Below are 12,357 nucleotides of genomic sequence, written 5' to 3'. Positions count from 1 at the left end.
TGAGAAGGTCAGGGTTAAAGCCCCAACACCGTTCGGGCCCGATCTGCAACGATTAAAGCGACTTGGCAGGCTGACGCGGTTAATGGGCGCAATCGTCTCAAGCGGGGCCGTTCTTGCAGTCCAAACAGCGTCCGTCATTTTCGACGGTCGATTTTTGGGGCTTCTTGATATGAAGAACAAAATCAAGGCGGGTGGCCTTATGGCCGCCGCCGTTCTGGCGACGCTGGCGTCTGGCGCTCAGGCCCAGTCCACTGCGACGACGAACCAGAAGAACACGGCCAATGTCCGTGCTCAACTGAACGCCGTGGTCAACGACGTGAACGGCAACGTGTCGCAAACCGCGGCCGCGATCAGCAACTCGGCCTCCATCACCGGCGGTGGCCCGGCCACGGTCCGCAACGTTCAGGACAGCTGGGGCTCGACCAGCGCCAACCTGTCCAGCACGGTCGGAAATGTGAACGGCGATGTCGCCGCCACGGCCGCCGCCCTGGGCAACTCGGCCACCGTCACCCTGGACGGCAATGTCGTCTCCAATGTCACGAACGCCCAGTACACCCATCGCGGGCAGTTCCTGGCGCAAGCGGACCTGAAGGCGGCGAACATCGACGGGGCCGTCACGGGCACGGCGGCGGCCATCGCCAACTCCTTCACCACGAGCGGCGAAGGCGCGTTCAACGTGTCGAACAGCCAGTATTTCAACGGCGACTCTCGCGCCGTCCTGAATGCTACGGTGCGTGACGTGTCGGACAAGGTCAACCTGACCTCGGCGGCCCTGGCCAACTCGGCGACCATCGACCTGCAACACGCCGGCAAGGGCACGGTCTCCAACACGCAGATGTCCGGCTATGACCCTACGGCGACGCTGAACGCCACGGTGTCGAACGTCGATGACGCAGTGTCGGGAACGGCGGCGGCGATCTCCAACTCGCTGACCATCAACACCGGCGCGAACACCATGCTGGCGGCGAACTCGGTCCAGAACAACACGGCTCTGACCCAGGCAGTGGCCAATGTGACGGTTCGCAACGTCGATTCGGCGTCGCTGACGGCGGCCGCGATCGGCAACTCGGCCACCATCACGCGAGTGACGAGCGGTCTGTGACCGTGGAAGATGCGCGGGGCGTGACGACGTCCCGCGCGTTTCTCCAAATTGCAAAGCCCGCTACGATCAATCGCGGCGGGCTTTTTCAACGAAGGCGGAAGGGACTGGAAGGCGCAGAGAAAACCGCAGTCAACTGCCGCCGGTGGTTCCACGCACGTCGGCCGCGGGCGCGGGTCGCCAGTTCGACGGATCCAGAACCCAACGCGCGGGCGGACCAACGGGCGGTCGCGGCGAGGGCGACGCCGGCTGCCCCGGTCGAGCGGCGGCTTGCTGCGGCGACGGGACCGGCTGGGACGCCTGAACCAGTGCGGCGGCAGTACGGCGCGCCAGAAGACTTTCGCCATGGGCCGTCGCCTCGGCGTCCGGCAGGCAGCGATCGCGCGGCACGGCGTACAGATCGGCGACGAAATCGTAGAGGCCGCGTTCTATGGCGGTGCGGACGGCGAACTGGATCGGCTCCATGCCGGCGGTCCCGGCTGACAGGTCGAAGATGTTGCCGTTCAGGAAGTCGAACACGCCGACGCGAATCTCCCGCCCGACGAGTTGTTTCTGATACGAAGCCGTGGCGACCACCTCCTGCGACTGGGTGTCCACCAGGCGAAGATCGATGGCGATGTTCATCACATAGCCGCTGTTTGTCAGGCCGCCCTTGACGCCGCTGGCCTCCAGACCGCCGGCCGACACGTCTGCCCCGGACGAGCGGACGTTGTAGTTCAGCTCCGTCACGCCGCCGACGACATAGTAGCGAGAACCGGCGATCTGGCCGGCGTAGATGGGACGGAAGTTCTCGGGGCTCTGGCCCGCGGCCTGGGGCGAATCCGAGAGAAGATGCGCCTGGGCGTACTGGCGTTCGACCTCCGACACCCCGCGATCCTGGCGTTCCACGGTCGGCACCCCGGCCTTGGTCAGGGCGGTGACGGCGAACAGGGAGGCACCCTGACTGATCTTGCGGCCGGTCTCCAGATCGTTCCGGCCGGTCAGGTCGGCGATGTCGCCCACCGCCAGGCGCGGCGCGGCGCGACCGGCCGTGTGAGCCGCCGCCGCCAAGCACCGCAGAGGCGCCGAATAGGCGGTGTCGTTGCCAGTCGCCGGCGCACCGCCGATCGGCTTGGCGTACAGGCCGGTTTCGGGGTCGAAACGGGTGGTCGTGCAGCCGGCGAGACCGACGGCGGCGATCAAAGAGGCATGCAGGACCGGGCGCAACTTCAAGACGAGGCTCCTGACGCCATGGCGTAGGTCTGATCTGCAGGCGGCGTGTCTTCCACCGGCAGGCAACTGGCCTGGGCGCCGGGCGCCTGGATGCCGGCCAGAAGTTCGAACACGCCACGTTCGACCACGGTTCGCACCGCCGCCTGGATGGGCTCCATGGCGCCGTCGCCGGCCGTACCCACGCCGCCGACCGATCCCAGCGTCCCGGTCAGGCCGAGGCTGCGATCCACGCCGATCACCTGCTTCTGAAAGCTGACGCTGTTCACCACTTCCTGCGACCTTGTGTCGACCAGTCGAAGATCAACCGCCACATTCATCACATACCGCGACGCTTGCGCCAAGCCGCGAAGGCCGGTCACTTTGGCGGCTCCCGCCTGGGCGCTCACGCCCGACGAGGCGATATTGTAGTTCAGCTCGGTGATCCCCCCGACCAGATAGTAGCGCGAACCCGCCACCTGGCCGGCGTAGATGGGCCGGAAGTTCTCAGGGTCCCGCCCTGCCCGCTCCGGCGCATCGGACAGCAGATGCTGACGGGCGTAGTTCAGCTCGATCTCGGCGACGGTGTTGTCCAGACGTTCGACCACCGGCGCGCCGGCACGGCCCAGGGCGGTGATGGCGAATAGGGCCGCACCCTGCGACGCACGCGCTCCGGTCTGCAGATCGACCCGTCCCGTCATGTCGGAAATCCGGCCCACGGCGATCCGCGGGGCGGCCCCGCCGACCCAGGCGCCGCGATGCGCCAGGCAGGTCAGCGCCCCCGAATAGGGCGACGGATTGGCGGTGGCCGGCGCGCCGCGGATCGGCTGCACGTTCGCGCGCGCGCCGGTCTCGGCCGAAGCGACGCCGGCGACGCCGGCGACCGACGCCAGCGCCAGGACGAGGGGAAGGGCGCGTCTCACGAACCGGGCTTCCGAGAATTGGCGCTTATGTCGCCGTTGTTGATCTGGGTGCTGTTCAGCACGACGGTGTTGCCGTGGCCGATGATCGAGACATTGACCAGATTGCCGACGGCGGTAGCCGTATTGCTGTTGTTCAGAGCCGCGGCGCCGCTGTCGAAATAGGCGGCACCGGACAGACTGTTGGCGCCGGTGCTGGAATAGCTGAGCGGAACGTTGGGCTGCCCGTTCATGATGACGCCGTTGACCACCAGACGATTGCCGTTGGCGTCGCGCGTCACGGGGTTGAAGGTCTGGCTGGCCAGGGCTCCGGCCCGCCCGTAACCCGCCTCCATCGACGCCGCGCCGGCGGACTCCGAGGACGACTGCGCCTGGGAAGACCCGCAGGCGACGGAAAGGGCCAGAAGGGCGAGGGGGACTGACATCTTCATCATGGCGCTGACGAACTCGAGCAAGAGCAGGAAAGGGACGACCTGAACGCGGCCGCGTGAGACGAAGGGGCCGGCGAAGGAACGCCGCCCCCTCGCAGACTTAGAAGCCAGTGACAGTCAGGCTGTTGCCGATGGCGGCGGCCGTGGTGGTCACGGCGCCGGACACGTCGCGCACGGTCGCGTTGGCCAAGGCGGCGACGCCGGCGCTGTTGCTTTGCGACGAGTTCAGCGAACCGAAGCGCGTATCGAAAGTGGCCGAGTTGCTGATGGCCGCTGCAGTGGCGGAGACCGTGCCCGACACGTCCGCGACGGTGGCGTTCAGCGTCGCCGACGGGTCGTTATACGCGACTTGGTTGTTGTTGATCGCACCGCCCCAGTTGGAGGTCTTGATGGTGGCCGAGTTGGCGATGGCGGCCGAGGTCGCCGAGACGTCCTTCGACACGTCGCCGATGGTGGCGTTTAGTTGCGAGGACGCGCCGCCCCAAGCGTTCTGATTGTTGTTGATCGAGACCGCGGTGCCGCCGTCGATGGTCACGCTGTTCGAAATGGCGGCGGCGGTGGCCGAAACCGAGTTGTTCACATTGCTGACCGTCGCGTTCAGTTGCGAACGGACGGAGGCGCTGTTCGACTGGTTCGAGTTGGCGCTTTGCGCCTGTGCCGCGCCCGCCGCGGCGGCGGCGGCGACCAGCACGGCGGACAGGGTTAGGATTTTGGTGTTCACGAGACTTCTCCAGATAGCCCGGTCGTCGGGCCAGCCGGACAGTGCAAAATCTCAGCCGCCGAATACTCGACGTCGATAAACCAAAGCCGTTCAACCTTCGGCGGCCGGCCGCTGTCCCAAAAGCCCGATAAGTCCGCGCGCAATGACCGAAAAGCACGAATTCGGAGCCGCCCTTCTCTTCGGCGCCCCCCGACTTCGGCGGCTCAGGCGACCGATACCGTGTCGCGATTCCGGACCCCGACTGTCCCGATTTGGCGCAACGGTGGTCAAGGCCCCGGTCATCGGTGCGATGGACTTCGAAGTCATCTGAGCAAGGATCGCCGACGTAGAACGTGGCGTTACGCGCGCATGACCGGAGCCTGCACTTGACCGCCCCTGTGATCGTCTGGTTCCGGCGCGATCTGCGTCTTCAGGACAATCCGGCGCTGGACGCAGCCGCCGCGACCGGCAAGCCGATCCTGCCCTTGTTCATTCTGGACCGCCACGGGCCTGACGATCTGGGCGCCGCCGGGAGATGGTGGCTCGACAAGTCCCTGTACGCCCTGGATGGCTCGATACAGGTCTGCGGCGGTCGCCTGATCGTCCGCGAAGGCGCCGAGGAGGCCGAACTGCGCCGGGTGATTCAGGAGACCGGCGCACGGCAGGTGTTCATGAACCGGCGGTTCGAACCGACCGCCTTCGAACACGACGCCGACATCGCTCATGGACTGCACTCTGACCGCGTGGAATGCACAGGCTTCAACGGCGCCCTGTTCACCCGCCCGGGCTCGGTTTTGAACGGCCAAGGGCGACCGTATCGCGTCTTCACACCCTTCATGAAGGCGTTGCGCCCCCTGATAGGCCCGCCGACCGATGCGCCGCACGAGGCGACCCTGTTCGCGGACCACGATCTGTCCGCCCAGCCGATCGAGGCGCTGAGCCTGCATCCGAGATCACCCGACTGGTCGACAGGTTTCGACTGGGCCCCCGGGGAGGCGGGCGCCCACGCTGCGCTGCAACACTTCATTGCAAACGCCCTGCCCGGCTACGCCACCAACCGCGACCGACCGGATCGACAGGGCGTCTCCCGGCTGTCGCCCTATCTGCATTGGGGCGAAATCAGCGTGCGGCGCGTAGCTCAGCGCGTTCTGGCCGCGGCGGACTCGGATCCCGTCCTTCAGGACCAGGCCGAGAAGTTCGTCTCCGAGCTGGGCTGGCGCGAATTCTCGGCCCATCTGCTGTTCCAGTTTCCGACGATGAAGGCTGAGGCATTTCGGCCCGAGTACGACGCCATGCCGTGGCGCGACGACGCCGAAGGTTTCGCCGCCTGGAGCCAGGGGCGAACCGGATATCCTCTGATCGACGCGGGCATGCGACAGCTGTGGCGGACCGGCTGGATGCACAATCGTGTCCGCATGATCGTCGCCAGTTTCCTGGTGAAGGACCTGATGGTCGATTGGCGTCGCGGCGCGGCCTGGTTTCACGACAGCCTGGTGGACGCCGATACCGCCAGCAACATCCAGAATTGGCAGTGGGTCGCCGGTTCCGGCGCCGACGCCGCGCCCTATTTCCGCATTTTCAACCCAGTCTCTCAGGGCGAGACCCACGACCCCGACGGCCATTACGTTCGCCGTTGGGTTCCGGAACTCGCCCCCCTGCCCAACCGATTCATCCATGCCCCCTGGACCGCTCCGACAGAGATTCTTCGTCAGGCCGGCATATCGCTGGGCCATAACTATCCGATGCCTGTGGTCGATCACGCCAAGGCGCGGCGGCGCGCCCTTGAAGCCTTGAAGAGCCTGCACCCGCCCAGGATTGAACGGCGCATCGCTGGCCCGTAGCCAGTCTGAACGCCACAGCGGCCCGCCTCCCGAGGCGCCGACTGCCGGGATCGACGGTCTGGCGGCGCGCGGCTTGACCGCACGTCGATCTCTAAGAAGCGGCGAAATGATTACAAATTTTCACGGACCTTACGGCTGCTGGCGCGTTGCGATGGGCATCGAATAATCCCATAGGGCGGGCCTCGGCGCTTCGCCCATCCAACGTCGCCAGGAGCGCAAGACACCATGAGAATTCGCGTCCGCTCGGAACTCGTCTATCGCTTCGATCCGCCGACCGACGCCATCTACAAGGTGCAGACCGCTCACTGGCCGGGCCAGACCATTCTTACGGAACGGCTGTCCGTCAGTCCGCCCCAAACGCTGCACGAGGACGAGGATGTGGAGTTCGGCGCTCGCACCCTGCGGTCGCGTCTTTCGGGCGAGGTCGCCCTGACCTACGAAGCCCTGGTGGACAATGGCCAGCTTATGGGACTGCCGCCCGGCGTCACACAGCACGACTGGAACGATTTGCCTGCCGAGGTGCTGCCCTACCTGTGGGCCAGTCGCTATTGCCCTTCCGACAAGTTCGGACGCTTCGTCGAACGCACCTTCGGCGGCACCGAAGGCGGCGAGCGCGTTCTGGCGATCCTGGCCTGGATCCGCGAGAACATCGATTATGAGCGCGGCGTCTCGAACTCGGAGACCACGGCCGCCCAAACCTTCATCGACCGCGCTGGCGTCTGTCGCGATTTCACCCACCTGGGCATCACCTTGTGCCGGGCGTCCGGCGTGCCGGCGCGCGCCGTCAGCGCCTACGCCTATCGGCTACAGCCGCCCGACTTCCACGCGGTGTTCGAGGTCTGGCTCTCCAACGGCTGGTGGCTGATCGACCCCACAGACCTGGCGCCGGTCGAGGGCCTGGTTCGCATCGCCTGCGGCCGCGACGCCGCCGACATCGCCTTTCTCTCCACCCAGGGCGTCTGCGAACTGGTTCGTCAGACGATCACCGCCGTAGCCGAGGACGCCCCCGATCAGTGACAGGCGGTGAAGCCCCGTTGACTTCAACGAGATGTCACAGCCCTCTGTCACGATGCCGCAGCCTGCGTCTTCGGCTGATCTCGCGCATTACGCCTTCATCAAAAGGAGTCCCCATGATCCGACCCCTCGCCCTGCAGACGGCCCTCGCGCTCTCCGTATTCATCGCGGCCCCGGCCCTGGCCCAGAATGCGCCCGCCGCCTCGGCCCAGGCCGTCGCGTCCGCTCCCGCCGCCTTTACCCTGCCGGCGCTGCCCTATGCGCCCGAGGCGCTGGAGCCTGCCATCGACGCAGAAACGATGCGCATCCACCATGATCGTCATCACAAGGCCTATGTGGACAATCTGAACGCGGCCGTCGCCGCCGATCCGGCCCTGGCGGGCGTTTCGATTGAAGACCTGATGGCCCGCGCCTCGACCCTGCCGGCGGCTGTGCGCAACAACGGCGGCGGCCACTGGAACCACAGCCTGTTCTGGACCCTCATGGCGCCGGCGGGCCAAGGCGGCGCGCCGTCGCCGGAGTTGGCGGCCGCCATCACCCGCGACTTCGGCTCGATGGACGCCTTTAAGACCGCCTTCAACCGCGCTACCACCTCCCGCTTCGGCTCGGGCTGGGCCTGGTTGATCGTAAAGGACGGCAAGTTGGTCGTCACCTCTACGCCCAATCAGGACAATCCCCTGATGGACGTCGCCGAGACGCGCGGCGCGCCGATCTTGGGCGTGGATGTGTGGGAACACGCCTACTACCTGAAATATCAGAACAAACGCGCCGACTACCTGGCAGCCTGGTGGACCGTCGTGAACTGGAACACCGTCAACCAGCTCTACGCTGCGGCGAAATAGACGCTTCGCCTCGAAGCTTATTGGATTAATGCGTGGACGCCTGCCGGTCGCCCGGCAGGCGTTTGGCCGTCAGATGCCCCATCTTGGCCCTTCAGCGCCCTCGGACCCTACAGGCGGCGCTGACTGATGCGGTAAGACGATGCCTAAGCTCGCATTCAGCATAGACCCGAATCAGCACGCCCCGCACAATGTTGTTTTGGTTGATTTCCGGGAGGTGGCGGAGACGGAGGGATTCGAACCCTCGGTACCCCTTACAGGGTACGACGATTTAGCAAACCGTTGCCTTCAGCCACTCGGCCACGTCTCCAGCGAAGGCGTCGATAGCGGAGGTCGAGGGCGGGTGCAACGGGTTCGAGAGAAAGTGGCGTCGTTAACGCGGCATAGAGGCGAACCGTGCTCCAAAAGCGGCGACCGACGCCACGGATGTATATGCTCGATCCTGCACCCCCAATGGCCGCGACCGCCCCTGGCGAAGGTCGCAGTGCGCGCGACGGCGTGGCGCGCGGTCCGTTTCGCCCCGAGGTCTGGCTAAACACGCGCGAGCGGTCGGGCGTCCGGCTGGCGCCGCACTATTTCCGGACCATCGACGTGCTGTGCGTGCTGTGCGGCTCGATCCTGGCCCTTTCGGCCGGCGAGGCGGCGTCCCTGATGCATCTGACCGTGGCGGCGGTGCTGCCAGTCGTCGTCGGGACCACGGCGCTGCTGGGCCTGACCCGCGCGCTGGACCTGTATCGATTCGGCAAAGAGACAACGACGGCGCGGCAACTGGCTCTGATCCTGTGGGCCGGCCTGGCGGCGACGGGCGTGGCGGCGGCCCTGGACTGGCTGTGCGGCGGAGCAGGCGGCGGCTTGGAGCGCGCCGTGGCCTGGGGCGCCGCCTGCTCCGCCGCGCTGGCGATCCTGCATCTGGTCTGGACCGCCATCGTCGGCCATTGGCGACGCAAGGGCATGCTGTCGCCCAACATCGTCGTCGTAGGGGCGACCCGGAACGCAGAGGCTTTGATCGCCCGCGCGCTGGAACGCCGCGACCTGAACGTGCTGGGCGTATTCGACGACCGTCTGGCCCGATCGCCGAAGGCCGTAACGGGCGTGCCGGTCCTGGGAGACGCCGAATCCCTGCTGACGCATCGGATGACGCCCTTCATCGACCGGATCGTGCTGGCGATCGACGCCGCGCCCACGCCACGCATCCGCGAACTGACCCAGCGGCTGGAATCCCTGCCCAATCCGCTGACTGTGCTGGTCGACGCCGATGCGGGAGGCGACCGGATCCTGGATCGCCTGGCCGACATGCCTCTGGCGCCCCTGTCCAACGGCGTGAACGCGGACCGTCGCGCTTTCAACAAGCGGCTGCAGGATCTGTTCGTCGGCGTGATCGCCCTGATCGTCGCCGCCCCGATCATGGCCCTGATCGCCCTGGCGGTGCGACTGGACAGCCCGGGGCCCGTCTTCTTCCGTCAGCGCCGCCACGGCTTCAATCACGAGGTCATCGTGGTCTGGAAGTTCCGCTCCATGCGCCATGACCGCGCGGACGCCACCGCCAACCGACAGGTCTCGGCGGACGACGACCGGATCACCCGCGTCGGCCGTTTCATCCGCGCCGCCAGCCTGGACGAGCTGCCGCAGATCTTCAACGTTCTGGCGGGCGAGATGTCCCTGGTCGGCCCTCGCCCTCACGCCATCGGCATGAAGACGGGCGAAACGGAATCCGCCCGTCTGGTCGCCGAATACGCCCACCGCCACCGCATCAAGCCCGGCATGACCGGCTGGGCGGCGGTCAAGGGCTCTCGCGGGCCGATCGACACCGAGGCTCAGGTGCGCGAACGCATCCAGTGGGACATCGACTATATCGAACGCCAGTCCTTGTGGCTGGACCTGTGGATCATGCTGATCACCCTTCCCGTGCTTCTGGGCGACCGGACGGCCGTCCGGTGAGCGAGAAACACATGTTCTGGCGCGGCGTCTGGGGCTATCTGCCGGCTCAGATCGTTCAGGGCGTCGTCGGCTTCCTGACCATCGTCGTCTTCACACGCCTGCTCAGCCCCCAGGATTTCGGCCACTACGCCCTAGCCTTTTCGGTCACCACCCTGGCGCACACCGCGACCTTCAGCTGGCTGGAGGCGTCGATGGCGCGGTTCTGGGCTGCGGAGCGGACGCCGGAGGGCCTGGCCGCCCATTTCGCCAGCCTTTATCGGACGTCCTTCGCCATCATCGCGGTGTTCGTGCCGGTCGCGGCGCTGACGTTGTGGCTGCTGCCATTGACGCCGGCCTTTAAGCTGGCGGTCGGATGCGGGCTTGCGGGGGCGCCGATCCGCAACCTGGCCAAGCTGGCGCAGGAGCGTTATCGCGCGGCGGGCGAAGTGTCCAAGGCGGCCGGCGTGGATATGGCCGTCGCCGTTCTGGGCTTTCTGGTCGGGGCGGGTTTCGCCCTGGCCGGAGCCGGAGCCGCATCGCCCATGCTGGGTCTGATGATCGCGCCCCTGTTCGCCCTGCCCTTCATCCTGCCCGGCGAACTGCGCCGGTCGGCCGGGGGCGCCGTGGACCCGGCGCGACTGAAGGCCTACGCGGCCTATGGCTATCCCATCGCCGCCTCCCTGACACTGGCGCTGGTTCTGGCCTCGACCGACCGTTTCCTGCTGGCGGCCTTCATGGATGCGGCAGCGGTTGGCGCCTATCATGCCAGCTACAGCCTGGCGAACCGGACCCTGGACGTGATGTTCATCTGGCTGGGCGCGGCCGGGGCGCCGGCCATGGTGATGGCGCTTGAACGCGGCGGCCGCGAGGCCCTGCGTCAGACCGCGCTGGAGCAGGGCTCGACCCTGATCTTGATCGGCCTGCCGGCGGCGGTGGGCCTGGCCCTGGTGGCGCGCCCCATGGCTGAACTGATGATCGGCGAGCAACTGCGGGCCGCAGCCACCCTGGTGACGCCCTGGATCGCGGCCTCGGCCTTCCTGTCGGGCCTGATCGCCTACTATTTCGGCTTCGGTTTCACCCTGGGCAAGAAGACCGGCCTTCTGCTCGTGACCATGGCCGTACCGGCCGGCGCCAACGTCCTCTTGAATCTGATCCTGATCCCCCGGCTGGGCGTCACGGGCGCCGCCATGGCCACGGCGTTGAGCTTTGCGATCGGCCTGGTCGCTTGCCTGATGCTCAGCCGGCGCGCCATCTCCCTGCCCGTTCCTTGGGAAAACCTGAGCCGCTGCGGCGTCGCCTCGGCGATCATGGCAGGAGCGGTGGCTGTCCTGCCGCCCCTGGGCGGTCTGGTCGAGCTGGTGATGGACGCTGCGGTCGGCGGGCTGGTCTATGCGGCGGCGGCCCTGACGCTGAACGCCGCAGGGGTCCGAGACGTGCTGGTGCGCCTGATCCGCGCGCGGCGGGGCGCCGCAGCATGAGCGCCCGCGTGCACGACAATCCGGCCTGGGCCGAAGCGAGGCCCTTGCTGTCGGTCCTGATCCCCTTCCTTCGGGACGACCCGGAGCCTCTGGTTCGTCAGCTGGATCAGGAGCAGACGGCCCTGGCAGGACGGGTCGAACTGGTCCTGCTGGACGACGGCACAGGCGACGCCCCCCTGACTGACCGGCTGCAAGCCTTGCTGGACACCTTGATCCTGCCCACCCGCCTGATCACCCTGAACGCCAATGAGGGCCGGGCCAGAGGGCGTAATCGGCTGACCCAGGCCGCGCGGGCGCGCGCCTATCTGTTTCTCGACAGCGACATGAAGCCCGACACATCGGACTTCTTGGGGACCTGGGCCGATCTGGTGGCGAGCGAAGACCCGCCCGTGGTGTTTGGCGGCTTTTCCCTGGATCAGGCGTCGACCGAAGCTCGTTTCGCCGTCCACCGCGCCCTGTCCGGCGCCTCGGAATGTGTGGCGGCGGACACCCGCGCCAAGACGCCCGAGAAATACGTCTATACGTCAAACCTGCTGGTTCGACGCGATGTTTTCGACGCCGAGGCATTCGACCCCGCCTTCGCCGGCTGGGGCTGGGAGGATGTGGAATGGGCCATGCGGGTGTCCCGCCGTTTTCCGGTTCGGCATATCGACAACGCCGCAACCCATATGGGTCTGGACACGGTCGACGACCTGGCCCGCAAATTCGACCAGGGTGCGGGCAACTTCGCCCGCGTCGTGGCCTTGCATCCCGAGATCATACAGACCTATCCCAGCTACAAGATCGCGCGCGCGCTGAAACGCCTGCCCGCCCTGGCGCTGATCCGCCGTTCGATGAAACAAGCCGCCCGGACGCGGGTTCTGCCCGTCAAGGCGCGCGCATTCGCTCTGCGGCTCTATCGCGCCGCCGTCTATGCAGAGGCTATCTGAC

The 12,357-nt window shown here is 66.8% G+C and carries 11 protein-coding genes and 1 tRNA gene; 7 read left to right on the top strand and 5 right to left on the bottom strand.

The window, feature by feature from the left end:
* The first annotated feature begins 169 nt into the window (after nucleotides 1–169).
* The gene (locus QE389_RS02310) at nucleotides 170–1,102 is read left to right on the top strand and encodes a hypothetical protein (protein ID WP_307364273.1); all 933 of its coding nucleotides are present in this window, start codon (nucleotides 170–172) and stop codon (nucleotides 1,100–1,102) included.
* A 129-nt stretch (nucleotides 1,103–1,231) separates the two neighbouring features.
* Here the strand turns inward: QE389_RS02310 and hfaB (QE389_RS02305) are convergent, their stop codons facing one another.
* The 4 genes from hfaB (QE389_RS02305) to QE389_RS02290 all read right to left on the bottom strand — a co-directional run bounded on the left by hfaB (QE389_RS02305) (nucleotide 1,232) and on the right by QE389_RS02290 (nucleotide 4,359).
* Nucleotides 1,232–2,311: a holdfast anchoring protein HfaB gene (hfaB, locus tag QE389_RS02305; RefSeq protein ID WP_307364271.1), complete on the bottom strand. Its 1,080-nt coding sequence runs from the start codon at nucleotides 2,309–2,311 to the stop codon at nucleotides 1,232–1,234.
* Nucleotides 2,308–3,210 carry a holdfast anchoring protein HfaB gene (hfaB, locus tag QE389_RS02300; RefSeq protein WP_307364269.1) on the bottom strand — a complete coding sequence of 301 codons (903 nt, stop codon included), beginning with the start codon at nucleotides 3,208–3,210 and terminating at the stop codon, nucleotides 2,308–2,310. The genes hfaB (QE389_RS02305) and hfaB (QE389_RS02300) overlap by 4 nt, the downstream gene beginning before the upstream one ends.
* Nucleotides 3,207–3,632, bottom strand: coding sequence for a holdfast anchoring protein HfaA (gene hfaA, locus QE389_RS02295; RefSeq protein ID WP_307364267.1), 426 nt, complete (start codon nucleotides 3,630–3,632; stop codon nucleotides 3,207–3,209). Before hfaA ends, hfaB (QE389_RS02300) begins: the two co-directional genes overlap by 4 nt.
* A gap of 106 nt (nucleotides 3,633–3,738) precedes the next feature.
* Nucleotides 3,739–4,359 carry a hypothetical protein gene (locus tag QE389_RS02290; protein ID WP_307364264.1) on the bottom strand — a complete coding sequence of 207 codons (621 nt, stop codon included), beginning with the start codon at nucleotides 4,357–4,359 and terminating at the stop codon, nucleotides 3,739–3,741.
* A 365-nt stretch (nucleotides 4,360–4,724) separates the two neighbouring features.
* Between QE389_RS02290 and QE389_RS02285 the strand changes: the two genes are divergently transcribed.
* The 3 genes from QE389_RS02285 to QE389_RS02275 all read left to right on the top strand — a co-directional run bounded on the left by QE389_RS02285 (nucleotide 4,725) and on the right by QE389_RS02275 (nucleotide 8,035).
* Complete coding sequence (locus QE389_RS02285) at nucleotides 4,725–6,179, top strand: deoxyribodipyrimidine photo-lyase (protein ID WP_307364261.1); 1,455 nt, start codon at nucleotides 4,725–4,727, stop codon at nucleotides 6,177–6,179.
* A 225-nt stretch (nucleotides 6,180–6,404) separates the two neighbouring features.
* Nucleotides 6,405–7,196, top strand: coding sequence for a transglutaminase family protein (locus tag QE389_RS02280; protein WP_307364259.1), 792 nt, complete (start codon nucleotides 6,405–6,407; stop codon nucleotides 7,194–7,196).
* 113 nt (nucleotides 7,197–7,309) lie between these two features.
* Nucleotides 7,310–8,035, top strand: coding sequence for a superoxide dismutase (locus tag QE389_RS02275; RefSeq protein ID WP_307364258.1), 726 nt, complete (start codon nucleotides 7,310–7,312; stop codon nucleotides 8,033–8,035).
* Nucleotides 8,036–8,250: 215 nt separating this feature from the next.
* Here QE389_RS02275 and QE389_RS02270 read toward each other — a convergent pair.
* Nucleotides 8,251–8,342, bottom strand: a tRNA-Ser gene (locus QE389_RS02270).
* A gap of 143 nt (nucleotides 8,343–8,485) precedes the next feature.
* Between QE389_RS02270 and QE389_RS02265 the strand changes: the two genes are divergently transcribed.
* Genes QE389_RS02265 through QE389_RS02255 form a run of 3 tightly spaced genes read left to right on the top strand, consistent with a single transcriptional unit; the run spans nucleotide 8,486 to nucleotide 12,356 of the window.
* Nucleotides 8,486–9,970: an exopolysaccharide biosynthesis polyprenyl glycosylphosphotransferase gene (locus QE389_RS02265; protein ID WP_307364256.1), complete on the top strand. Its 1,485-nt coding sequence runs from the start codon at nucleotides 8,486–8,488 to the stop codon at nucleotides 9,968–9,970.
* 11 nt (nucleotides 9,971–9,981) lie between these two features.
* A complete protein-coding gene (locus QE389_RS02260; RefSeq protein ID WP_373458329.1) occupies nucleotides 9,982–11,427 on the top strand; it encodes a lipopolysaccharide biosynthesis protein in 1,446 nt (481 codons plus the stop codon).
* Nucleotides 11,424–12,356 carry a glycosyltransferase family 2 protein gene (locus QE389_RS02255; RefSeq protein ID WP_307364252.1) on the top strand — a complete coding sequence of 311 codons (933 nt, stop codon included), beginning with the start codon at nucleotides 11,424–11,426 and terminating at the stop codon, nucleotides 12,354–12,356. The genes QE389_RS02260 and QE389_RS02255 overlap by 4 nt, the downstream gene beginning before the upstream one ends.
* Nucleotide 12,357: the final 1 nt, after the last annotated feature.

The organism is Brevundimonas sp. SORGH_AS_0993, assembly GCF_030818545.1.
Lineage (GTDB): Bacteria > Pseudomonadota > Alphaproteobacteria > Caulobacterales > Caulobacteraceae > Brevundimonas.
The sequence above is the reverse complement of the archived record's forward strand: the minus strand, read 5'-3'. Positions and strand labels throughout refer to the sequence as shown.